The sequence below is a fragment of the Gordonia jinhuaensis genome, assembly GCF_014639795.1.
In the GTDB taxonomy this organism is placed as follows: domain Bacteria; phylum Actinomycetota; class Actinomycetes; order Mycobacteriales; family Mycobacteriaceae; genus Gordonia_B; species Gordonia_B jinhuaensis.
Genome location: NZ_BMGC01000029.1, coordinates 1 through 24,361, shown reverse-complemented (window position 1 = coordinate 24,361; position 24,361 = coordinate 1). Strand labels below are relative to the sequence as shown.

Sequence of the window (24,361 nt, the reverse complement as noted above, 5' to 3'; positions counted from 1 at the left end):
GATGCCCCGGCGGCGGCATCCCCGGTGCTCGAGTGGTGGTCGGTTACCCTGAACACCCGTGGTGGACGAAACAAGCGATGACCCGAAACGGGACGATCCGAACCGTTACGACCTGTTCGTGGTGGGGTCCGGATTCTTCGGGCTCACCATCGCCGAGCGTGCGGCCACGCAGTTGGGCAAGCGGGTTCTCGTGGTGGAGCGGCGCTCGCATATCGGCGGGAACGCGTATTCCGAGCCCGAACCGGCCACCGGGATCGAGATCCACAAATACGGTGCGCATCTGTTCCACACCTCCAACAAGAAGGTGTGGGATTACGTCAACCAGTTCACCGACTTCACGAACTACCAGCACCGCGTGTTCGCCATGCACGCCGGCCAGGCCTACCAGTTCCCGATGGGATTGGGGCTGGTCAGCCAGTTCTTCGGCCGCTATTTCACCCCCGACGAGGCGCGCGCGCTGATCGCCGAACAGGCCGGTGAGATCGACACCGCCGATGCGAAGAACCTCGAGGAGAAGGCGATCAGCCTGATCGGACGCCCGCTCTACGAGGCGTTCGTCCGGGATTACACCGCCAAGCAGTGGCAGACCGACCCCACCGAGCTGCCCGCCTCCAACATCGCCCGGCTGCCGGTGCGCTACACCTTCGACAACCGCTACTTCAACGACACCTACGAGGGTCTGCCGGTCGACGGCTACACCGCGTGGCTGTCGACCATGGCCGCCGACGAGCGCATCGAGGTACGCACCGACACCGACTGGTTCGACGTGCGCGACCAGTTGCGTGCCGCCAGCCCCGACGCCCCGGTGGTCTACACCGGACCGCTGGACCGCTACTTCGGCTTCTCCAAGGGGGAACTGGGGTGGCGCACCCTCGACTTCGAGACTGAAGTGCTGCCCACCGGCGACTTCCAGGGCACCCCGGTGATGAACTACAACGACGCCGACGTGCCCTACACGCGCATCCATGAGTTCCGTCATTTCCACCCCGAGCGGGCGTACCCCACCGACAAGACCGTGATCATGCGCGAGTTCAGCCGGTTCGCCGAATCCGGCGACGAGCCGTACTACCCGATCAACACCCCCGACGACCGCGAGAAGCTCGGCGCCTACCGCGCGCTGGCTAAGGCCGAGACCGCATCGCAGCGGGTGCTCTTCGGCGGGCGGCTGGGCACCTACCAGTACCTGGACATGCACATGGCCATCGCCAGCGCGCTGACGATGTTCGAGAACACCCTGGCGCCGCATCTGCGCGACGGCGCCACGCTGACCGACGAATCGGGGGAGAGCAAGTGAGCGTCACCGCGAGTCCGATGCACTCGACCGGACCGGACGGCGTCGCCGAGATGGGTAAGTCGCTGTTGTCCCGGGTGATCTTCCCGCGTCCGGGTGAACCCCTCGACGTCCGCGCCCTCTACATGGACGAGTCGCCCAGCAACGCCCATCGTGCGCACTCGACCACCCGCACGTCGGTGACCCTCGGCGCCGACTCCGAGGTCAGTTTCGAGACGTACTTCAACGCCTTCCCGGCCTCCTATTGGCGCCGCTGGTCGACCCTCACCTCGGTGGTACTGCGCGTCGAGGTGATCGGGACCGCACGGGTGGACGTCTACCGCTCCAAGAGTGACGGTTCGCGCATCTCGATCGGTGGGGATCTCGTGCCGGTCGACGAGTCGGGTCACGGCACGATCGAGTTCGAGCTCGAACTCGGCCCGTTCGAGGACGGCGGCTGGATCTGGTTCGACCTGACCACCGACACCGACACCGAAGTGGTCGCCGCCGGCTGGTACGCCCCGATCGAGGCGCCCGGCGAGGGCCGTGTGACCGTGGGTATCCCCACCTTCAACCGCCCCACCGATGCGGTGAACGCATTGGTGGCACTGACCTCCGACCCGCTCGTCGACGGTGTGATCGACGCGGTCATGATGCCCGACCAGGGCACCAGGAAGGTGGTCGACGAACCCGGCTACGCCGAGGCCGCAGCCGCTCTGGGTGACCGGTTGCAGATCTTCGACCAGCCCAATCTCGGTGGCTCCGGCGGATATTCACGCATCATGTATGAGGCGTTACGTCAGACCGACAGTCCCTATGTCCTCTACATGGACGACGACATCGTGATCGAACCCGACTCGATCCTGCGCGCACTGGCGCTGAGCCGCTTCGCCATCAGCCCCATGCTGGTCGGCGGGCAGATGCTCAACCTGCAGGATCGCAGTCATCTGCATTCGATGGGTGAGGTCATCGACCACCACAACTTCATGTGGACGGCGGCGCCGTTCGTGCGCTACGACCACGACTTCGCCACCTTCCCGCTGCGTGACCGCGAGGAGTCCAAGAACCTGCACCGGCGTATCGACGTCGAAGGCAACGGCTGGTGGATGTGCATGATCCCGCGGGTGGCTGCCGAGGAGATCGGGCTGCCCATGCCGCTGTTCATCAAGTGGGACGACTGGGAGTATGCGCTGCGTGCGGGTAAGGCCGGTTACCCGACTGCGACCGTGCCGGGTATCGCGATCTGGCACATGGCCTGGAGTGACAAGGACGACGCCATCGACTGGCAGGCGTACTTCCACCTGCGCAACCGCCTGGTGGTCGCTGCCATGCATCACGACGGACCGCTCGACGGGATCCTCTCGTCGATGCGCAAGGCCACAGCCAAACATCTTCTGTGCCTTGAGTATTCGACCGTCGCGATCCAGAACGAGGCGATCCGGGACTTCCTCGCGGGCCCCGATCACATCCGCGATCTGCTGCCCACCGCATTGCCCAAGATCGCCGCGATGCGCAAGGTGTACCCCGACGCAGTGGTCCTGCCCTCGGCGACGGTTCTGCCGCGCACGAGCGGCGAGGCGACCCATCTGGGCGTCACACCGCCGACCACACCGCTGGCGAAGCTGAAGTCGCTGGCGGCGGTGGTGGTCAACAACATCCGACCCGCCGATCCGAAACATCACCTGGTGCCGCAGGCCAACTATCCGCCGATCGAGGCGCGCTGGTTCTCCCTCGGCCGAGTCGACGGTGTCACGGTGACCACCGCCGACGGCCGAGGGGTGGTCTACCGACAGCGCGACCGTGACAAGATGGTCGCGCTCGCTCGGGAGACGTGGGCACTTCACAAGGAACTCGCGCAGCGCTTCGACTCCATGCGCACCCTCTATCGCGACGCCGCCCCCGAGCTGGCGAGCGCAGAAAGCTGGAAGCGTGTCTTCGGAATCGACTGATCTCGACTCGACCGGTGCGGATGCACTCGGCGAACCCACCGGCGAGGTCAAGATCCTGCTGGGGATCCAGCGCGCACTGGCCGACAAGCCGGGGGTGCTGGCCACCGCGCGCGGTCTGTCGCACTTCGGTGAGCATTCGCTGGGGTGGATCGCGGTGTCGGCCGTGGGTGCACTCGCCTCCCGTGACGCCGACCGCCGCCGGATGTGGGTCGAGGTCGGTGTCGGCGCATTCGGCGCGCACGCAGCCTCGGTGATCATCAAGCGGATCGTGCGCAGGCCGCGCCCGCACGACCCGCGCATCGTCGTCGGCGTCTCCACCCCGAGCAAGCTCAGCTTCCCGTCGAGTCATGCGACCTCGACGACGGCCGCGGCACTGCTCATCGAACGCGCCGCGGACACTCCACGCGGGCTCGTGCCCGCGGTTCTGGTGCCACCGATGGTGGTGTCACGCCTGGTCCTCGGCGTGCACTACCCCACCGATGTGGCCGCCGGCGCCGGTTTGGGTGCGGTCGCTGCAAAGGTCGTCATCGAGGGTGACAAGATGTTGCGTCGGCGATACGGAGTCAGGTGGCCCGCGGTGGTGGCCGGTCCGGTCTTGAGAAAGCTGTCACGCGGGAGAACCACATGAGTGAGGAAGCGATCGAGCGGAGCTCGGTCGAGGCGTCCAAGCGCGCCCCGAAGAATCTATTCGACGGGATCATCAAGGAACTGCGCCCGCGTCAGTGGGTGAAGAACGTCCTGGTTCTCGCCGCGCCACTGGCCGCCGGTGACATCACCGACGTCCACGTGCTGGGCCGCTGTGCGCTGGCATTCGTCGCGTTCTGCTTCGCGGCGTCCTGCATCTACTTCGTCAACGACGCGAAGGACGTGGAGTCCGACCGCAACCACCCGGTCAAGCGCTACCGTCCGATCGCCGCGGGTGTGGTGCCGGTGAAGCTGGCGTATGCGATCGCGGTGATCCTCGGCGTCGCCGCGCTCGTGATCGCCGCGCTCGCCAACTGGCAGACCGCGGTGGTCATCGCCGTCTACCTGGTGATCCAGCTCGCGTACTGCTTCGGGCTGAAGAACCAGCCGGTGCTCGACATCTGCATCGTGTCGTCGGGCTTCCTGCTGCGTGCCATCGCCGGTGGTGTGGCCGCCGAACTGCCCAACGGTCTGTCGCAGTGGTTCCTGCTGCTCATGGCCTTCGGGTCGTTGTTCATGGCCGCGGGCAAGCGGTACGCCGAACTGATCCTCGCCGAACGCACCGGTGCCAAGATCCGGAAATCGCTGCAGTACTACACGAGCAGCTACCTGCGTTTCGTGTGGACACTCGCCGCGACCGTCGAGGTGGTGGTCTACGGACTGTGGGCCTTCGACAAACACGAGGGTCACGAATCCAACGTCTGGTACGCGATCTCGATGGTCCCGTTCACCATCGCGATCCTGCGCTATGCGGTCGACATCGACGGCGGAGAGGCCGGCGAACCGGAAACGATCGCGCTTCACGACCACGTCCTGCAGTTCCTGGCCCTCGCCTGGTTAGTATGCGTGGGTGTCGCGGTCTATGTCGTCAGCTGAGCTGTCGCCGACCGAGCTGACCCACATCGCCGACGCCGGGCGCACCGACGGCTCGCGACGGGCCGTGTCCGTGCGCCGCTGGCTGCCGATCGGCTCGCTGACCGCGAGTGTGCTCGTGGTCGCGGCACTGTTCGCGGCCGGCGCCTGGGAACGTCGCTGGATCGCCGACGACGGACTGATCGTGCTGCGCACGGTCCGTAACCTGCTCGCGGGCAACGGTCCTGTCTTCAATGAGGGCGAGCGCGTGGAGGCCAACACCTCGACCGCATGGACCTATCTCATCTGGCTGTTCACCTGGATGACCGGCGGCAAACCCGAGTACGTGGTGCTCTGGATCGCGCTGGTGCTGTCGGTGCTCGCACTTCCCATCGCGATGATCGCCACCGCGCGTCTCTATCGCGTCGACCGGCTGCGGTCGTGGGCGATGTTCCTGCCGTTCGGCGCACTCATCTACATCGCCCTGCCCCCGGCGCGCGACTTCGCGACCAGCGGCCTGGAGGTGTCGCTGTGCCTGTTCTGGGCGGCGGTGCTGTGGTCGCAGCTGGTGAGCTGGTCGGCTGGTCCCCGTCGAACCCGCGGCCGGGAGATCACGCTCCTGCTGTTGCTCGGATTCAACGCCGGCCTGTCGCCGCTGATCCGGCCGGAACTGGCGCTGGTCGGTGCGCTGGTGCTGGCACTGGTGTTCTTCTCACGGATGCCGTCGTGGTGGATGCGCGTGGCGTTCGTGATCGTCGCGGCGCTGGTGCCGGTCGGCTATCAGATCTTCCGGATGGGGTACTACGGACTGCTGGTGCCCAACACCGCGGTCGCCAAGGACGCCAGCGGGTCGAAGTGGTCGCAGGGGTGGACGTATGTGACCAACATGTTCGGCCCGTATGTGTTGTTGCTGCCGGTGCTGGTGGCTGTGCTCGCGGGACTGGCGCTGTGGGCCCAGTGGCGCAAGGTGGGAGTCGACAGCACCGATACAGACGGGGTCGATGCAGACCCGACCGACACTGCCGCCGACGCGACCGACCACGGCTCCCCGGCACGCCTGCGGCGGGTTCTGGTCGCCGGGCAGTCACGGCTGCGCAGCCGCGGTGCGGTGGTCGTGGTGATGGTGGTCGCCGGACTCGCCGAGGCGGTCTACTGGGTGCACCAGGGCGGCGACTTCATGCATGCGCGCGTTCTGCTCGCGCCACTGTTCCTCATGCTCCTGCCGGTGATGGTGATCCCGCTGTCGTTGCGGCCGGGTCGCGACCGTGCCGCGGTGCTCTCGACCGCGGCGACCGGTGTGCTCGGGATCGCCTGGATCGTGCTCGTCGTGTGGGGTGTGATCACCGTGAACTCGCACGGATTGCGCAACGGCACCGACATCGGGCGCAGCGGCATCGTCGACGAGCGTCGCTACTACGCACAGAACCTGGGTATCGAGCATCCGCTGACCGCCGAGGACTACCGCCAGTTCGCGCGTATGCAGCCGATGGTCGACGCGATCGAAGAACATCAGGCCGACGGCGGTGTGCTGCTGTCCTCCGGCGATTACGACACCTGGTATTACGTGCCGCAGATCCGTGGAACACACCCCACACAGCTCACCGTGTACTTCCTGAACCTCGGCATGACGAGTATGAATGCGCCGCTGTCGGTGCGCGTGGTCGACCAGATGGGTCTGGCCTATCCGCTGGCCGCGCACACCCATCGACTGCCCGACGCACGTATCGGCCACGACAAGGATCTCGACCCGGAATGGGTGGTCGCCGACTCGCGCGCGGTGCCCTACTACCCCGAACTGCCCCGGGCGGTCTCGCAGTCGTGGACCCTGCAGGCGCGTGCGGCGTTGCGGTGTCCGGCGACCAAGGAGCTGATCGAGTCCTACACCGGGCCGATGACGTGGGCACGTTTCAAACAGAACCTGCGCGACTCGCGGCAGCTGACCGCCTACCGCTTCAACCGGATCCCGTACTACGCGCTGCAGGAATGCGGGCTGCCCAACCCTGTACCCGGCGCCTCCCCGATCAGGCGATTCGGAAAGTAGTCGATCAGGCGACGCTGGTAACTGCTCGGTCCGGCCCGATTGTCGCCGAGAGTAATGAGCAGGTAAGGTCACGGTTCGGACACGGGCCTGCCGATGTCAGACCGTTATCCGGCACTTTTTTATATCGAAAGTGTAACGGCATCGGTTGTGTGGCCGATATCGTGTGCGGCGACCGCTCGCGGGCGGTCAGGTCGACCTCTGTCAGGGGTCGGCATGAAGAGACGAAAGAGAGACCTCGTGCGATTGCGATCTGAGAACGTCACCCGTCCCACCAGAGGAAGATCGGCGGGTCCGGTCTCTCGGATGATCGCCGCGCTGGTGGCGTTGAGTGCAGTCCTCGGTTTCGGGGTCGCTGTGGGCACCGGCACGGCCTCTGCGGCCCCGGTCCGCCAGACCTGGTGGCTCGACGGCTGTGGCATGCCCAAGGTTCAGGTCCACGCGTGGACGCGGCCCGGCAACTACAAGACGGTCATCGCACTCGACGGTCTGCGCGCCACCAATGACAAGAGCGGCTGGGAGTACAACACCCGCATCCAGGACATGGCGTCCTCGGGCGTCAACGTCATCGAGCCGATCGGCGGCATGGCGAGCTTCTACAGCAACTGGGATGCCCCGAGCAATCTCAACGGCCAGAAGTACAAGTACATGTGGAGCTGTGTGATCAACAACCGGCTCATCCCGATGCTCGACCAGAAGGGTCTGGCCGTGGGGCCGGCGCACAAGTACGCGATCATGGGCATCTCCATGGGTGGCAGCTCGGCGATGATCATCGGCGCCAACAACCCGCGTATCAGTCACCTGTTCTCGATGTCGGGATATCTGAACCTGTCGGCGCCCGGTATGCGCACCGCCATCCGCGTGGCGATGCTCGACGCCGGTATCGAGGCCGGGATGGGACCGTTCAACTCCGACTCGATGTGGGGACCGCCGTGGAGCGGTCGCTGGTATGACAACGATCCCTTCGTGCAGATCAACAAGATGCACAACAAGAAGGTGCGCATCGGTGCCGGCGGCGGCTTCTGGGGCCAGTACAACGCCGTGGGCAGCGTCGGTGACTTCATCGGCAACGTCGAGGGCACCCCGCTCGAGCAGCTGGCCTGGGCCCAGACCCGCGCGTTCCAGGTTCAGGCCCTCGTCAACCACGTCCCGATCACCACGGACTTCCCGATCGTGGGCACCCACACCTGGGGTTATTGGAGCGACATGGTGTGGCGCGCGAAGAACTCGGGTTGGTTCCACGACTGAGGTGAACAAACCTCTCGAGTCACAACTACAACAAAATTCCCACACGTAACAGTGTGGCAACCGCACGACGCGACGCCCTCCGTGTAAGAAACACCGTGTAAGCAAACACCGTGTCTCTCGACACGGGGGGCGTCGGGCCATCTCGAGGGGTGGTCGCCGTTGGGGTTTCCGATGGGGAAGCGTTGGGGAACCGCTTCACGACGCTGTTGATGTTCAGTCGTGTGGTGAAGGGGTGGTCGTGTCGATCTGGCGGCAGATGCGGACCTATGTGTTCGCGTGCGTCACGGGGCTGGTGGTGGTCGTCATGGCCGCCTTCGGGCTCCATGCAGTCGGGGTTCATCCGGCCTCTTCCCCAGGCCATGTCAGCCCGGTGCTCGCCGCCGATCAAACGGCGGCCCCCGCGCCGGTTCCCGGCGTCAAGGTGACCAACGCCTTCTGGTATTCCGATCGCCGGGTGGCCCTGTGGGTCCATTCGCCGGCGATGGGGACCGACATCCAGGTGCAGATCCTGCTCGCCCGCGATTGGAACTCCGATCCCAAGGCGACCTTCCCTCAGCTGTACACGCTCGACGGTCTGCGCGCGCAGGACGATCAGAGCGGCTGGACGATCAACACCGATATCGAGAACTTCTACAAGGACAAGAACGTCAACGTCGTGCTGCCCATCGGCGGTGAGTCGAGCTTCTACACCGATTGGCAGAAGCCCGACAACGGCAAGAACTACCAGTGGGAGACGTTCCTCACCAAGGAACTCCCGCCGGTTCTGCAGGGGCAGTGGCGATCCAGCGACGTCCGCGGTGTGCAGGGCATCTCGATGGGCGGCAGCGCCGCGATGATGCTCGCCGCGCGCAACCCCGGATTCTTCAAATTCGTCGCGTCGTATTCGGGCATCCTGCAGCTGTCGAGTTTCGGCATGCCCCAGGCGGTTCAGTTCGCGATGAACGATGCCGGTGGCTACGACTCGGCCAAGATGTTCGGTCCGCCGACCGATCCGGCGTGGAAGGCACACGACCCGTACCTGCTGGCGGCCAAGCTCAAAGGCACCAGCCTCTACATCTCGTCGGGTAACGGACTCCCGGGTCAGTACGACACCCCCTCCGACATCCCGTATCTGGCGACCAACTACGCCGGCGTGGGGCTCGAGGTGCTCTCTCGGGTGACCAGCCAGCAGTTCGCCACCAAGCTCAACCAGCTCGGTATCGCCGCACAGGCGATCTACCGCGCCTCGGGCACGCACACGTGGGAGTACTGGCAGTTCGAGATGAAGCAGGCGTGGCCGCAGGCCGCCAGTGCGCTCGGCGTCGCGGCCGACAAGCCCTCCTGCGGGATCGGCGGGCCGATCGGTGCGCTGGCCAAGGCGCATTCGGAACTCGCCGAATGCCTCACGCCGGAGTACGCGGTACCCGGCGGCCGCGCGCAGGACTTCCGTGGCGGACGCATCATCTACTCGCAGGCCTCCGGCGCCCACATCGTGGGTGGGGCCATCGGCGGTGCCTACGTGGCAGCGGGCGGCCCCGGCGGGTCGCTGGGCTTCCCGGTGAGCAACGAGACGGTCACACCCGACGGCAAGGGCCGGTTCAACAAGTTCCAGAACGGCTACATCTACTGGACGGCCACCACCGGTGCGCATGCGGTGACCGGGCAGATCCTCGACTCGTGGGGTAAAGCCGGGTACGAACGCGGACCGCTCGGGTATCCGACCGGTGACGTCATCGGCACACCCAACGGCAAGGGGCAGGTCCAGGGCTTCCAGATCGGCGCCTACTGGTGGAATGCCGCCAACGGTGCGAACTCGGTGCAGGGCAAGATCCTCGACAAGTACGCCTCGCTCGACTACGAGGCGGGCTGGCTCGGGTTCCCGACCAGCAGTGAGATCGCGCTGCGCGGCGGGGCGTTCAACTCCTTCGGCGGCGGCAACATCTACTGGACGCCCACGGGCGGCGCCTTCGCCATCCCGGCCGGTCCGATCTTCGACGCCTGGGGTCAAACAGGCTACGAGAACGGCAAACTCGGCTATCCGATCAGCGACCAGGTGCAGATCCCGGGTGGCTTCCGGGTGAACTTCCAGCACGGTTCGATCGAGTCCACCGGTACCGGTGTGGTCGTCCGCTGATGGTCACTCGTCCGGAGGTAGCCGGTCGGGATCTGCTCGCGCTCAAAACGATCTGGCTGAATGGCACCGAAATCGGGTGTCGTACACGGTAAGTGGTGATCCCAGGGTGAGTCCAGTGCGGCCCCGTCAGTCGTCGTCACGTCGACCGGCGGGGCCGTCTCGGTTGTTTCGGTACCCTTGCGGCCGGAGAGTTCACGCCGCGGGGGCAGGAGTCGCGTGACGAGCAGAGATCGTGGAGGAAGTGGGATGAGGGCAGTGGGGGGCACGGCGCTGGGGAACAGGTCGCGGGCACGCAGCACGACCGGCGGTGTCACCGCACTGGCCGCGCTGCTGATCGGTGCCGGCGCGCTGAGCGCCTGCGGCGACGACTCCACCGCGAGTGCGCCCGCATCGGCACCGCAGACCACGACGGCGGCAGCAACGTCGCCGGCGACGCAGTCGGCCTCGGAGAGCTCTGCGCGCGACTCGGCATCTGCCAGCGCCACGGATTCCGGGGACGCCGGGGCCGCCGCGGAGGGTTCGCCGACCCAGCTGCCGGCCACCGAGCCGGCGGCGGGCAATGCCGGGTCGATTGCGGCCTTGCCGAACAACGCCAAGGCCTACCTCAACGCCCTGCGTGACCAGAAGGTGACGCTGCTCGGCGACACCGATGACTCGATCGCGTTGGGCGCAGCCGAGACGGTCTGCGCGCAGACCAAGGCCAACGTCTCACCGGCCCAGATCAAGGTCAACGTCCTGCCGATCGTGGGGTCGGGTAAGACGGATGCGGCACAGGCCAACGACCAGACCGACAAGCTGATCGCCGCGGCGCAGCGCTACTACTGCCCGACCAGATAAGGCACCGCCACAGATGTCCGCACGTCGTTCCTCCCGCCGTCGCACCCTCACCTGGGTGCTGCTGGGCGTGGCCGCACTCGTCGTCATCGCGATCATCCTGGTGATCGTTCTGGTGGTGACGTTGCTGCGGCCGTCGTCGCAGGGTCCCGCGCCCACCCCCGGTGCGCCGACGACGTCGGCTCCCACCGCGACCGCCCAGCCCGCCGATTGCCCCGACGTCCAGGTGATCGCGGTGCCGGGCACGTGGGAGTCCTCAGCCGACGACGATCCGCAGCATCCCCACGCCAATCCGAATTCACTGATCCTCAAGGTCAGCTCGACCCTGCAGGACGAGTTCGACGGCTCGCGGGCGGACGTCTACACGACCCCGTATGTCGCACAGTTCCGCAACCCCACCAACCTCAACGATCACCAGACCACCTACAACGACTCGCGCGCACAGGGCACCCAGCGCACCACCGACAAGATCGCCGAGGTGCACGAGCACTGCCCGCTGACCGGGTTCGTGCTCCTCGGGTTCTCCCAGGGTGCGGTCATCTCCGGTGACATCGCCTCGCAGATCGGCAACGGTCAGGGCCCGATCCCGGCCGACCGGTTGCTGGGGGTCGGCCTGATCGCCGACGGGCGTCGTCAGCCGGGTGAGGCACGGACCGTGGGCCCCGACCCGTCGGGGGTCGGCGCCGAGGTGGCCCTCGGTGGAATCGGCAAACTGGTCCCGGGCATCACCATGACCGGTTCGCGCACGGGCGGCTTCGGATCGGTCGCCGACCGTACCTACTCGCTGTGCGCACCCGGCGACCTCATCTGCGACTCGCCGACCATCACCAACCCGCTGACCGGGGTGCAGAAGCTGATGGGCGCGATCAACAACCCCATCCACGCCATGTACGCAACGCCCAAGTACTGGAACATCAACGGCGACGAGACGGCTGTGCAGTGGATGCGAGGGTGGGCGCGGGGTGTCATCGAGAAGGCGCCGCACCCGCCACACAACTGATCGCGCCTGGCCCGACCAGCGCGCCGCGGCCCGACCCGGCGACGTGACGAGGCTCTCGGAGGGGGCTTGGAGGGAGCTCAGAGGGACTCCGCTGGCCGCCCACTGCCGGTCACTGTGGTGACCAGTCACAGACAACCGCCGTGAACACGGGGCATTTGTCTGGTTGAACCGTAACGCCGTACCGGTTCGTCGCCGATACGATTATTCGGGCATCATTGTCTGCTGCTCGGCCTGGCCGGGTGGCGGTGGTCACTCGACGACCACGATTTGCGGACCACCAAGCGTGAGGAGACTATTCCAACCATGACATCTCCGGCAGCGGCAACGCGTCAGGAACCGACCGAATCGGGCCTGCGCAAATTCCGTTTCGGGGCGGGGGGAGAAGGCAACAAGGACGAGGGTGGTGCGCGGAAGTTCGTCAAGCTTGCACAGACCGCCGAAGAACTCGGCTACGACACGTTCGCCATTCCCGACCACCTCGGCAACCAGGTGGGCCCGCTCGCAGCACTGGGCGCGCTGAGCCAGTCCACCGAACGCATCCGCCTGGGCACCTCGGTCCTGGCCAACGGCTTCCGTCATCCCGCGATCCTGGCCAAAGAGGCCACCACCATCGACGTGCTCTCCAAAGGACGTCTCGAGCTGGGCATCGGCGCGGGATGGATGAAGGAGGAGTTCGACAAGGCGGGTATCGAGTTCGAGTCACCCGGCACGCGCATCCGTCGCCTCGACGAGTCGTTGACCATCCTCGACGGGCTGCTGCGCGGCAACGAGGTCAACTTCGACGGCGAGTTCTACCAGATCAAGGGACTGGTCGGCTCGCCGCGCCCGCGGCAGGGTCCGCGTCCGCCCATCGCAGTCGGCGGCGGTGGCCCGAAGATGCTGGCACTGGCCGCCAAACATGCCGACATCATCTCGGTGGCCACCGGTACCACCCGTGAGGGCAAGCTCCGGCTGTCGGACATGACGATGGAGAAGACGATCGAGCGCATCGACGTCATCCGTCAGGCGGCAGGCGATCGGTTCGACGAGATCGAGCTCAACTGGACCATCGCGACGATCGTCATCACCGACGACCGCGAGGCCACCGCGGAGATGGCACTGGCGGCTCTCGACAAGGGGTATCCGCCCAATATCGCGATGGATGTCCGGTTGTCGGTCGAGGACATCCTCAACTCCCCCTACCTCGCCTTCGGCACCTTCGAGGAGATCGCCGAACAGATCCGCGAGGTGCGGCGACGGACGACGATGTCCTATGTCGGTGTGTTCCCCACCCAGATGGAGGCGTTCGCGCCGGTCATCGGCCTGCTGAAGGGTCAGTGACCGCCGTCGACGTCCAGACACCTGTCGGCCGATGACGACTGACGGGTGTGGTGGTTGCGTACCACACGCAGCCTGACATTTACCTTTGTGAGAGCAGCACCTACAGCAGGCGGCACCGGCACCCCCGGTCGCCGCCGCGCTCCGCGAACAGCGGATTGTCCCCAGGAGCACTGAATGAACGACGAATTCGAGCAATTTCTCGACGAGACCGGCAACATCCACTTCTCGGGCGATGACACGCTCATCGACTATGTCGAACGCAACGTTCGTGAGCAGGCCGACACGTTGGCCTACCGCTACATCGACTACAGCCGCGAGCGCGACGGCGAGGCGCAGGAACTGACCTGGGCGCAGTTCGGCAAGCGACTCCGTGCCGTGGCCGCACGCCTGCAACAGGTCACCGAACCCGGCGACCGGGTGGCCATCCTGGCGCAGCAGTCGCTGGAATACGTGGTCGGCTTCTTCGGCGCGCTCTACGCCGGTGACATCGCCGTGCCGCTGTTCTCACCCGACGAGCCCGGTCACACCGACCGGCTGCACGCGGTTCTCGGCGACTGCAAGCCTGCGGCGATCCTCACCACCACCAAGTCGGCGGAGTCCGTGCGCGACTTCTTCAAGCCGCTGCCGGCCAAGGAGCGTCCGCGTGTGATCGCCATCGATGCGGTCCCTGATTCGGTGGGCGAGGGCTGGGTGCAACCCAAGCCGCAGCTCGACGACATCGCATATCTGCAGTACACCTCCGGGTCGACCCGTGTGCCCGCCGGCGTGGAGATCGCCTATGAATGCGTGGCGACCAATGCGCTGCAGATGATCGACGCGATCGAACTCAACCACAATTCGCGCGGTGTGACGTGGCTGCCGATGTTCCACGACATGGGGCTGCTCACGGTGATCCTGCCCGCGCTGGGCGGCAAATACATCACGATCATGAGTCCGCAGGCGTTCGTCCGTCGGCCGGGTCGCTGGATCAAGGAGCTCGCCGCCGAGTCCGATGGCGCAGAGACCTTCGCCGCCGCCCCCAACTTCGCCTTCGAGCACGCCGCCGCACGCGGCCTGCCGCGCGACGGGGAGAGCCTGGACCTGTCGAACGTGATCGGCCTCATCAACGGGTCCGAGCCGGTGACGGTCAGCTCGATGAAGAAGTTCAACGAGGCCTTCGGTCCCTACGGTCTGCCCAAGACCGCGATCAAACCGTCCTACGGTATGGCCGAGGCGACGCTGTTCGTCTCCTCAACACCACGCGACAACGAGGCCAAGGTCATCTACGTCGATCGCGACGCGCTGAACGCCGGGGAGTTCACCCTGGTCGACTCCGACGCCGAGGGTGCGGTCGCGCAGGTGTCGTGCGGCAAGGTGTCGGTGAGCCAGTGGGCGTGCACCGTCGACTCCGACACGGCCACCGAGGTGCCCGACGGCCATGTCGGCGAGATCTGGTTGCACGGCGCGAATGTGGGCAAGGGGTACTGGAACAAGACCGACGAGTCGCATGAGACCTTCGACAACAAGCTGCTCAACCCGCTGTCGACCGGCAGCCATTCCGAGGGTGCGCCCGAAGATTCGCTGTGGATGCGTACCGGGGACTTCGGCGTGTGGTGGGAGGACGAGCTCTACATCACCGGTCGCGTCAAGGATCTGATCATCGTCGACGGACGCAACCACTACCCGCAGGACGTGGAGTTCAGTGCGCAGGAGGCGTCGCCGGCGCTACGTCCGGGCTTCGTCGCCGCCTTCGCGGTGCCCGCCAACGAACTGCCGCGGGAGGTCTTCGAGAACTCCGCGAGCGGTATCACCTTCGACGCCGATGACGCATCGGAGGAGCTGGTGATCGTGGCCGAGCGCGGCCCGGGCAAGAAGGTCGATCCGCAGGAGGTCGCCGACACCGTGCGCGCTGCGGTCGCCGCCCGCCACGGTGTGATGGCGCGTGACGTGCTGCTGGTGCCGGCCGGTTCGATCCCCCGCACGTCGTCGGGCAAGATCGCCCGCCGCGCCACGAAGGCGGCCTACATCGACGGAACGCTGCGCGGCGGCTACCAGCAGACGGCCTTCCCCGACGCCCCACACGAATGACCCGGGCGCGCACGATGAGCTCGTGCGCGTGACACACATCGTCACCCGAATCGGGGCCGGATCACCGGGTCGACGACATCGGGGGGCACGAGGCAACTAGCTTGGAAGGTTATGGCTGAGGACAGCGTGGACCCGCAGAAGATCGAGAATGCGTCGGGTACCGATGGCGAGACCGCCGGCGAGTTGACCGTCGGCGAACTGCGCGATTGGCTGCGTGACTGGGTCGCCACGGCGACCGGTATGTCGCCGGCGCAGATCTCCGATGACCGTCCGATGGAGGAATTCGGGCTCTCCTCGCGTGATGCGGTGTCCCTGGGCGCCGACGTGGAGGACAAGACCGGCGTGGTGCTGACCGCCACCGTGGTCTATCAGCACCCGACCATCGCCTCGCTCGCCCAGCGCATCATCGACGGCGATCTCGAACCCGACGTGGACGCCACCGCCGATGACGAGTGGTACTCACGCGAACGCGGCGACGACGAGGACATCGCGATCGTGGGTCTGTCGACCCGGTTCCCCAAGGCCGGTCATACGCCCGAGGAGACCTGGGATCTGCTGATCAACGGTCGTGACGGCATCTCCGATCTGCCCGCCGATCGGTGGGCGGAGTTCAAGGCCGTACCCAAGATCGCCGAGATCCTCGACAAGGCGAACCTGCACGGCGGTTACCTCGACGACGTCAGGAGCTTCGACGCCGACTTCTTCCAGATGAGTCCGCGCGAGGTCACGATGGTCGACCCGCAGCAGCGCCTGGCTCTCGAGCTGGCCTGGGAGGCACTGGAGAACGCCCACATCCCGCCGAGCGACCTCAAGGGCGAGCAGGTCGGGGTGTTCGTCGGCACGTCCACCAACGACTACCAGATGCTCGCGGTCTCCGATCCCGAGTCCTCCGGCGACACCGCCGCCTACGCCCTCACCGGCACGTCGACGTCGGTGGTGGCCAACCGCATCTCCTACTTCTTCGACTTCCGTGGTCCGTCGATCGCGATGGACACCGCCTGCTCGTCGTCGCTGGTCGCCGTGCACCAGGCGGTGCGGTCGCTGCGCAGCGGCGAGTCGGATGTGGCCCTTGCCGGTGGCGTGAACATGATCATCACGCCTGCGGCGACCCTGGGCTTCGACTCGATCGGCGTGCAGGCTCCCGACGGTCACATCAAGGCGTTCTCCGCCGACGCCGACGGCATGATCCGCGCCGAGGGCGGCGGCCTGTTCGTCCTCAAGCGACTCTCCGACGCCCGCCGCGACGGCGACGAGGTGCTCGCGATCGTGGCCGGCTCGGCGGTCAACTCCGACGGCCGGTCCAACGGACTGCCCGCGCCCAACCCGGAGGCGCAGGTCGACGTGCTGCGTGCGGCATACCGCGACGCGGCGATCAAGCCGCGCGAGGTCGATTACATCGAGGCGCACGGCACCGGCACCATCCTCGGCGACCCGATCGAAGCCGACGCGCTGGGCCGCGTGGTGGGTAAGGGGCGCGAACCCCAGACCCCCGCACTGCTCGGTTCGGCGAAGACGAACTTCGGGCACATGGAGTCCGCGGCCGGCGCGGGAGCGCTGGCCAAGGTGGTGCTGGCGCTGCGCAACGACGTACTGCCGCCGTCGCTGAACTACAGCGGCCCCAACCCCTACATCCAGTTCGACGCCACACATCTGCGGGTCGTCGACGAGGCGACGGCCTGGCCGCGCTACAGCGGCCATGCGATCGCCGGCGTGTCGGGCTTCGGCTTCGGCGGCACCAACGCACACGTGGTGGTCCGCGAGGTGTTGCCCAGTGACCTGACCGGCGATGAGAATGCCCGCGCTGCAGACGATTCCGCGAGCATCGCGGCGCAGACGGCAGGCGATATCGATATCGACGCCGACGAGGACGATTTCCTCACCGACGTCGAGCGCCTGGCGCTGGCTGCCCAGCGCAGCGCACCGGAGGAGACCTCCGACACCAGCGAGAAGGCCGACGCCACAGCGGGTTTCGCCGAATGCGCCGTGCCCGGCTCGGTCATCCCGCTGGTCATCAGTGGATTCATCTCCTCGCGACGCCGCAAGGCCGCGCAGGATCTGCTCGAGTGGTTGGAGACCGACGAGGCCCGCGACACCCCCCTGGTCGACATCGGCCGTGCACTGGCCCACCGCAACCACGGCCGTACCCGGTCGGTGGTGATGGCCCACGATCACGACGAGGCCATCGCCGGAGTCCGCGCGGTGGCGCAGGGCAAGATCAGCCCGACTGTGTTCACCGTCGACTCACCCGATGCGGCGTCGCCGGCGTGGCTGTTGTCGGGATTCGGTTCCCAGCACCGCAAGATGGGTAAACAGCTCTACACCGAGAACCCGATCTTCGCCGCCGCCGTGGACAAGGTCGACGGCTACCTGCAGGATGAGCTCGGCTACTCGATCGTGGAGATGTTCCTCGACGACTCGCAGACCTACGGGGTGGAGACCGCGCAGATCGGCATCTTCACCATCCAGATCGGACTTGCCGAGCTGTTGCGTCACCACGGTGCGGAACCCGGTGTGCTGATCGCCCATTCGATGGGTGAGGCGACCGCCTCCTATCTCAGCGGCGGGCTCTCGCTCGAGGACGCCGTGCGTGTGATCGCCCAGCGGTCGCGGCTGATGGGCGAGGGCGAGGCCGGTCTGTCCGGCGACGACATCTGGCCGATGGCGATCGTCGAGTACAGCGCCGACGACATCACCGGCGTCCTCGGCGATTTCCCCGATCTGGAGATCTGCGTCTACGCCGCACCGACGCACACCGTGATCGGCGGGCCGGAGGCCCAGGTCGACGCGATCGTCGCGCGCGCCGAATCCGAGGGCAAGCTCGGCCGCCGGCTGGCCACCAAGGGGTCCAGCCACACCTCACAGACCGATCCGCTGCTGGGCGAACTGGCCTACGAGCTCACCGGCATCGAACCGCGCCCGCTCGAGGTCGGTCTCTACAGCTCGGTCGATCGTGAGCAGTTCTACCGGGCAGGCCACGCACCGGTGCACACCATCGACTACTTCACCAAGGGGCTGCGGCACTCGGTGTGGTTCTCGCAGGCGGTCACCAAGGCCGTGGAGAACGGGCACACCACCTTCGTCGAGTTGTCGCCGAATCCGGTGGTGCTCATGTCGGTTGCCGCGGTCGCCTTCGGGGCGGGGATGCAGAACGTCGAGTTGATCGACACCCTCAAGCGTAAGGAGGACGAGAGCGCCGGTGTGATCACTGCGCTGATGAAGCTCTACGTCCACGGCTCCGACATCGATGTGGCGTCGTTGTTCGGTCCCGGTGACTTCGCGAACATCCCGCGCACCCGCTTCGAGCGAAAGCCATTCTGGCTCACCGCATCCATCAGTGCCGGTGACTCGTCGGGGCGGATTCCCGGCTCCCATGTCGCATTGCCCGACGGCCGACACGTGTGGGAGGTCGCGGCCACCGCGGTGACCGACGTCGCGGCGCTGGTGACCGCTGCGGCCGGGCAGGTGCTCCCGGCGGTGTCGCTGGGGGCGACCGAGGTCTTCGGCACGGTGCCGACCACCGGAACGGTCACCACCACGCTCACCCGCCATCCCGGCGGCGCATCGGTGCAGGTGCACGTCCGCGGGGTCGGCGCCGATGCCGACTTCGTCCCGCTGGCCCATGCGGTGGTCCACTCCGGTTCTGCGACAACGACTCCCGCGGCCGCCGCGGTGGCGGGCGCCGATCCGGCGGCCACCGAGAAGGTGGAAAGCGAGCCCGACGTCACCGATGACATCGGTATGCGGTGGAGCAAGGAGTCCGGCGAGTCGGTGGACGACCGGCTGGCGATCATCGTCGGCGAGTCGATGGGATATGAACCCGAGGACCTGCCGCGCGAGATCCCACTGATCGAGCTGGGACTCGATTCGCTGATGGCCGTGCGCATCAAGAACCGGGTGGAGTACGAGTTCGACATCCCGCAGCTGCAGCTGCAGGCGATGCGGGAGGCGAACCTCGCCGACGTGGTGAAGTTCGTGACCTATGCCGTGGAGAACCGCGACGAGATCGCGGCGCTGGCCGAGAACGCCGACGGCAAGGGGGAACTCGACACCGCCAAACTCTCGGAAATGATCGACGCATCGCCCGAGCAGCGCGAGCAGCTGCTGGCCGAGGAGTCGGCGAAGGCCGAGCCTGCTGCTGCCGAGCCCGTTGTCGCCGAGCCCGCCGAGTCCGCTGCGACCGAGCCTGCTGCGGCATCGCCGGTCCAGGCGCCTGCGGCACAGGCCGATGTACTGACCGATCAGGCCAAGGTCGCGGAGGCGGCCGGCGCCGACGTTCCGCCGCGCGACGCGGCCGAGCGCCTCACCTTCGCGGTGTGGGCCGGCGTGACGGGCAAGTCGGCCGGAGGCATCTTCACGCCGCTGCCGGTCCTCGACGAGGAGACCGCCGAGAAGCTCACCGCCAAGCTGTCGGAGCGGGCAGGCGGCGAGATCGACATCGAGGACGTCATCGACGCCGACACCATCGAGACGCTCGCGAACTATGTGCGCGAACACCTCGAGGACAGTGCACCGACCGAGGGTTTCCTGCGTTTCCTGCGGATCCCCGAGGGCAAGCGGTACGGCTACGGTCCCGACGACCCGACACCGATGCTGGTGTTCCATCCTGCCGGCGGCTCCACCGCGGCCTATGAGCCGCTGCTCAAGCGATTGCCCGAGTCGCAGCCGGTGATCGGCTTCGACCGAGTTGAGGGAAGTATCGAAGAGCGTGTGGCCCAATACCTTCCGAAGTTGCGCGAAGTGCAGCCACACGGCCCCTATGTGCTGGTGGGCTGGTCGCTCGGTGGCGTGCTGGCCTACGGCTGCGCGCAGGCGCTGCGCGAGGCCGGCGAGGAAGTGGCACTGGTCGGCTTCATCGACCTGGTGATGCCCAAACACCATGTGCCCGAGGACGCCGATGCCAAGCGTGCCCGGTTGGAGCGGTGGAAGGCGTTCGCCGTCAAGACCTATGGCATCGATCCGGATGCGCCGATGCCGATGGACCGACTCGTGGACGCCGACGACGAGGGGCAGTTCCGCATCATCATGGAGATGATCGCGATGAGCGACACCAAGATCCCCGGCGGCATCATCGAACACCAGCGCACGTCCTTTCTCGACAACCGTGCGCTGGCCAGCATCGAGCCGACGGCCTACGACGGCAAGGTCGTGCTGTACCGGGCGGAGAAGATGCATGACGGTGCGATCGAGCTGGAGCCGCAGTTCGCCGAGATCGACCCGGACGGCGGCTGGGGTGCCTACGTCGCCGACCTCGAGGTCATCCAGACGGGTGCACCCGACCACCTGGCGATCATCGACGAGCCCTACATCGCCTCGGTCGGTGCCGATCTGACCAAACGGATGAAGAACGTGGGGCCGGTTGCGACCTCAGGCGAGAAGGGGAGTGTCAAGTGACCCACCTGACGACGACGGCCGAGAAGCTGGCCGATTTGCGCGAGAAGCTCGCGCTGGCAGACAATCCCGGCGGCGCCAAGGCCGACGAGAAGCGGGCGAAGAAGGGGATCCCTTCGCCGCGTGAGCGGCTGGCGATGCTCTTCGACCCGGGCACGTTCGTCGAGATGGGTGCACTGGTCAAGATGGCCGGTGCTGCCGAGACCGGGTACGGCGACGGTGTGGTGACCGGTCACGGCATGGTGCACGGCCGTCCGGTGGCGGCGTTCTCCCATGATCAGACCGTGATGGGCGGAACCGTCGGCGAGATGTTCGGCCGCAAGGTCGCCGCGCTGATGGAGTGGGCGGCCAAGATCGGTTGTCCGATGGTCGGTATCAACGACTCGGCCGGTGCGCGCATCCAGGACGCGGTCACCTCGCTGGCGTGGTACGCCGAGATGGGCCGGCGCAACCTGCTGCTGTCGGGGATGGCACCCCAGGTGTCGATCATCCTGGGTAAGTGCGCCGGTGGCGCGGTGTACACCCCGGCCAACACCGACATCCTCGTCGGGGTGAAGGACGAGAGCTACATGTTCGTCACCGGCCCGGACGTGCTCAAACAGGTCAACGGCGAGGAGATCGACGCCGATGATCTCGGCGGTGCCCACAATCAGGCCCGCTGGGGGAATCTGCATCATCTCGCCGACGACGAGCAGGGCGCATTCGAGTGGGTGCGCAACTACCTGCAGTACATGCCCTCGACCTGCCATGAGCACCCCCCGATCATCAACCCGGGGCTCGAACCGGGGGTCACCGAGGAAGATCTCGCGCTCAACTCGTTCATGCCCGACAACGACAACGCCGGCTACGACATGCGCGACGTGATCGTGAAGATCTTCGATGACGGAGACTTCTGTGAGATCGCGGAACTGTTCGCCCCCAACATCATCACCGGATTCTCGCGCATCGACGGGCATTCGGTGGGTGTGGTGGCCAACCAGCCGAACGTGATGTCGGGGGTCCTCGACACCGACAGTTCGGAGAAGGCCACCCGCTTCGTGCGGATCTGCAACGCCTACAACATCCCGTTGATCTTCCTCGTCGACACCCCGGGCATCCTGCCGGGTCTGGCCGAGGAGGAGAAGGGCACCATCCGGCGTTCGGGACGCTTCCTGTTCGCCTACGTGGAGTCCGACGTCCCGAAGATCACCGTCGTGCTGCGCAAGGCCTACGGCGGCGCCTATGCGGTGATGGGCTGTAAGCAGCTCGGCGCCGACATCAACTTCGCGTGGCCGACCGCGAAGATCGCGGTGATGGGTGCCGAATCGGCGGCGGCGATCCTCACCCGCCGACAGACCGCGAATGCCACACCCGCGGAGGCGGATCGGATCCGCAGTGAGTTCATCTCGTTCTACAACACGATGATGGCCACCCCGTATCTCGCCGCCGAGCGCGGCTACATCGACGCCGTCATCGAGCCGTCTGCAACCCGGCTCGAGCTGCGCAAGGCGCTGCGGCAACTGCGTGACAAGCAGCGTCCCATCCCGCCCCGTAAGCAGCTGTTGATGCCAATCTGACAGGCGCCCGCCCGGTCTGGCGCCAAGGAGATGCGGTGTGAGTCGGGAAGGGACTTGGCGTGACCGCACACGCCGGGCGGTGTGTGGCGGTGTTCATGGTCGCCGCAGCACGTCTCGCTGCTCATGTCGAGGCCGCGGAATGACAATCGCCGGTCCACTCCACATCGGTGAGGAATTCACGTGTCGTTGGTTGGGCGGCAACCGGATCGGTATTCGATCATGACTCGTGACTCTTGGTGAACGCGACCCCGCAACACAACTCGACCGGCGCGCATTTCTGCGATCGGCATCTGCCGCCGTGGGTGCCGCCGCGCTCGCCACGGCCGGCGCGGCTTCGGCCGACGCCGCCACCTCCGGTGGCTCCGGACCTCAGGCCAGTAGCGTCTTCCGGCACTCGGTGGCATCCGGCGATCCTCTTCCGGATCGGGTAATCCTCTGGACGCGGGTGACTCCCGATGACGCCGCGGTACCCGGCTCCGGTACCGGACGTCCCACGGCCGTGCACTGGGAGGTCTCGACATCGCCCCAGTTCGCCGCGATCGTGTCGTCGGGCGACTACGTTACCTCACCCGATCGTGATCACACGGTGAAGGTCGACGCCACCGGATTGAGGCCGGCGTCCCGCTACTTCTACCGGTTCACCATCGCCGACGGCCCGCACAAGGGTGTCACGTCGGTCACCGGCCGGACGAAGACCGCACCTCCGGCCGACACCGACAACGATCTGCTGAAGTTCGCCGTGTGCTCGTGCTCGAACTACGAGACCGGCTTCTTCAACGCCTACCGGGCGATGGCCGACCGCGACGACATCGACTTCGTGCTTCACCTCGGTGACTACACGTACGAGTACGCCAGCGGCGAGTACCTCGGAAAGTATCTGGAGATCGTGCGCCGGGTGCAACCGCTCAAGAACACGGTGACGCTCAAGGACTACCGGATCCGGCAGGGCAAACATCACGAAGATCCGGATCTGGCGCGCTGCCATGCGCTGCACCCGTGGGTCTGCATGTGGGACGACCACGAGACCGCCGACAACTCCTACGACGGTGGCGCCGAAGACCACTTCCCGGAGTTCCAGGGCAGCTGGGCCGATCGGAAGCGGGCCGCCGACGAGGCATATTTCGAATGGATGCCGGTGCGCCCCAACTCGATCGACGGTGGTGAGCACCTGTATCGCCGCTTCACCTTCGGCAAGCTCGTCGATCTGGTGGTCCCGGACCTGCGGTCGTACCGTTCCAAACAGACCTACATCGGTACCGACACCCCCGAACAGACGATCACCGGCAACGCACAGTTAGACTGGCTGCGGACCTCGCTGACTACGTCGAAGACGCGGTGGCAGGTGGTCGGCAACGAGGTGATGATCGTCCCGCTGGTGGTCCCGTGGGTGATCAATCCCGACCTCGTCGATTTCCTGCACAGCAAGTTCGACTATATCCCGCGAGACGGGTTGCTGGTCGACAACGACCAGTGGGACGGGTACGCCGACGAGCGCCACGAGTTGCTGTCGGCGATCGACGCGGCGGGCAAGAAGAGCGTCGTCTTCGTCACCGGCGACATCCACAGCTCCTGGGTGAGTGAGATTCCGCTGAACACAGTCCATTACGGCAAGAATGCGAAGGGTCGTGTGGTGGCATGCGAGTTCACCCCACCCAGCATCACCGCACCGAGCGGATACGACGAGATCGCGCTCAACGAGGCCGCGGCGTCGGTATGTGCCGACGCGGTCTCCGTCGCGCAGAGCGCGATCAAGGCGGCCGACCCGTGGATCAAGGACGTCGAGCTGACGAGCCACGGCTTCGGGATCTTGGGGGTCACGCCCGAGCGGGCGACCATGGAGTGGTACTTCGTCGAAGACATCCAAGACCCGCAGTCGCGGGTCTCGCTGGCCAAGCGCTGGTACACCGAGCACGGCAAACCCAAGGTCATCAAGTCCCTCTAGTGTCTCGTTTCGTTAATACGTTTTGGGTTGAGCTTTCTTCAGGATTTCGTCTGCGGTTTTTGTCCATACGAAGGGGTGTTTGCGGTCGTTCCAGCCGTTG

14 protein-coding genes are annotated in these 24,361 nt (G+C 66.3%); all 14 read left to right on the top strand.

Annotated features, from left to right (window positions below; translation table 11 throughout):
- Nucleotides 1–58 precede the first annotated feature (58 nt).
- The 14 genes from glf (at nucleotide 59) to IEW22_RS15540 (ending at nucleotide 24,261) form a co-directional block, all read left to right on the top strand.
- Nucleotides 59–1,294, top strand: a complete 1,236-nt coding sequence (gene glf, locus IEW22_RS15605; protein WP_229742778.1) for a UDP-galactopyranose mutase — start codon at nucleotides 59–61, stop codon at nucleotides 1,292–1,294.
- Nucleotides 1,295–1,311: 17 nt separating this feature from the next.
- Nucleotides 1,312–3,219, top strand: a complete 1,908-nt coding sequence (locus IEW22_RS15600; protein WP_188587592.1) for a glycosyltransferase — start codon at nucleotides 1,312–1,314, stop codon at nucleotides 3,217–3,219.
- Nucleotides 3,200–3,847 carry a phosphatase PAP2 family protein gene (locus IEW22_RS15595; RefSeq protein WP_188587552.1) on the top strand — a complete coding sequence of 216 codons (648 nt, stop codon included), beginning with the start codon at nucleotides 3,200–3,202 and terminating at the stop codon, nucleotides 3,845–3,847. The genes IEW22_RS15600 and IEW22_RS15595 overlap by 20 nt, the downstream gene beginning before the upstream one ends.
- The gene (locus tag IEW22_RS15590; protein WP_188587551.1) at nucleotides 3,844–4,779 is read left to right on the top strand and encodes a decaprenyl-phosphate phosphoribosyltransferase; all 936 of its coding nucleotides are present in this window, start codon (nucleotides 3,844–3,846) and stop codon (nucleotides 4,777–4,779) included. The genes IEW22_RS15595 and IEW22_RS15590 overlap by 4 nt, the downstream gene beginning before the upstream one ends.
- Nucleotides 4,766–6,796 carry a flagellar motor control protein ZomB gene (gene zomB / locus IEW22_RS15585; protein WP_229742776.1) on the top strand — a complete coding sequence of 677 codons (2,031 nt, stop codon included), beginning with the start codon at nucleotides 4,766–4,768 and terminating at the stop codon, nucleotides 6,794–6,796. Before IEW22_RS15590 ends, zomB begins: the two co-directional genes overlap by 14 nt.
- Nucleotides 6,797–7,099: 303 nt before the next feature.
- Nucleotides 7,100–8,041 carry an alpha/beta hydrolase-fold protein gene (locus IEW22_RS15580; RefSeq protein ID WP_188587549.1) on the top strand — a complete coding sequence of 314 codons (942 nt, stop codon included), beginning with the start codon at nucleotides 7,100–7,102 and terminating at the stop codon, nucleotides 8,039–8,041.
- Between the two features lie 304 nt (nucleotides 8,042–8,345).
- Nucleotides 8,346–10,154 carry an alpha/beta hydrolase-fold protein gene (locus IEW22_RS15575; RefSeq protein WP_373284213.1) on the top strand — a complete coding sequence of 603 codons (1,809 nt, stop codon included), beginning with the start codon at nucleotides 8,346–8,348 and terminating at the stop codon, nucleotides 10,152–10,154.
- Between the two features lie 246 nt (nucleotides 10,155–10,400).
- The gene (locus tag IEW22_RS15570) at nucleotides 10,401–10,991 is read left to right on the top strand and encodes a DUF732 domain-containing protein (protein ID WP_188587547.1); all 591 of its coding nucleotides are present in this window, start codon (nucleotides 10,401–10,403) and stop codon (nucleotides 10,989–10,991) included.
- Nucleotides 10,992–11,004: 13 nt separating this feature from the next.
- Nucleotides 11,005–11,988, top strand: coding sequence for a cutinase family protein (locus IEW22_RS15565; RefSeq protein ID WP_188587544.1), 984 nt, complete (start codon nucleotides 11,005–11,007; stop codon nucleotides 11,986–11,988).
- A gap of 303 nt (nucleotides 11,989–12,291) precedes the next feature.
- A complete protein-coding gene (locus IEW22_RS15560) occupies nucleotides 12,292–13,308 on the top strand; it encodes an LLM class F420-dependent oxidoreductase (protein WP_188587542.1) in 1,017 nt (338 codons plus the stop codon).
- A 174-nt stretch (nucleotides 13,309–13,482) separates the two neighbouring features.
- Nucleotides 13,483–15,375 (top strand): long-chain-fatty-acid--AMP ligase FadD32, encoded by a 1,893-nt coding sequence (gene fadD32 / locus IEW22_RS15555; RefSeq protein ID WP_188587540.1) that lies wholly within the window; start codon nucleotides 13,483–13,485, stop codon nucleotides 15,373–15,375.
- A 111-nt stretch (nucleotides 15,376–15,486) separates the two neighbouring features.
- Nucleotides 15,487–20,766, top strand: coding sequence for a polyketide synthase Pks13 (gene pks13 / locus IEW22_RS15550; protein WP_188587539.1), 5,280 nt, complete (start codon nucleotides 15,487–15,489; stop codon nucleotides 20,764–20,766).
- Nucleotides 20,767–20,771: 5 nt separating this feature from the next.
- The gene (locus IEW22_RS15545; protein WP_188587586.1) at nucleotides 20,772–22,319 is read left to right on the top strand and encodes an acyl-CoA carboxylase subunit beta; all 1,548 of its coding nucleotides are present in this window, start codon (nucleotides 20,772–20,774) and stop codon (nucleotides 22,317–22,319) included.
- A 226-nt stretch (nucleotides 22,320–22,545) separates the two neighbouring features.
- Complete coding sequence (locus tag IEW22_RS15540; protein WP_229742774.1) at nucleotides 22,546–24,261, top strand: alkaline phosphatase D family protein; 1,716 nt, start codon at nucleotides 22,546–22,548, stop codon at nucleotides 24,259–24,261.
- Nucleotides 24,262–24,361 lie beyond the last annotated feature (100 nt).

What these genes read in the sequence shown, in the direction of transcription:
- IEW22_RS15600 (WP_188587592.1), top strand. Translation starts at nt 1,312, where the DNA reads ATGCACTCGACCGGACCGGACGGCGTCGCCGAGATGGGTAAGTCGCTG.
- IEW22_RS15590 (WP_188587551.1), top strand. Translation starts at nt 3,844, where the DNA reads ATGAGTGAGGAAGCGATCGAGCGGAGCTCGGTCGAGGCGTCCAAGCGC.
- zomB (WP_229742776.1), top strand. Translation starts at nt 4,766, where the DNA reads ATGTCGTCAGCTGAGCTGTCGCCGACCGAGCTGACCCACATCGCCGAC.
- IEW22_RS15580 (WP_188587549.1), top strand. Translation starts at nt 7,100, where the DNA reads ATGATCGCCGCGCTGGTGGCGTTGAGTGCAGTCCTCGGTTTCGGGGTC.
- IEW22_RS15575 (WP_373284213.1), top strand. Translation starts at nt 8,346, where the DNA reads ATGGCCGCCTTCGGGCTCCATGCAGTCGGGGTTCATCCGGCCTCTTCC.
- IEW22_RS15570 (WP_188587547.1), top strand. Translation starts at nt 10,401, where the DNA reads ATGAGGGCAGTGGGGGGCACGGCGCTGGGGAACAGGTCGCGGGCACGC.
- IEW22_RS15565 (WP_188587544.1), top strand. Translation starts at nt 11,005, where the DNA reads ATGTCCGCACGTCGTTCCTCCCGCCGTCGCACCCTCACCTGGGTGCTG.
- IEW22_RS15560 (WP_188587542.1), top strand. Translation starts at nt 12,292, where the DNA reads ATGACATCTCCGGCAGCGGCAACGCGTCAGGAACCGACCGAATCGGGC.
- fadD32 (WP_188587540.1), top strand. Translation starts at nt 13,483, where the DNA reads ATGAACGACGAATTCGAGCAATTTCTCGACGAGACCGGCAACATCCAC.
- pks13 (WP_188587539.1), top strand. Translation starts at nt 15,487, where the DNA reads ATGGCTGAGGACAGCGTGGACCCGCAGAAGATCGAGAATGCGTCGGGT.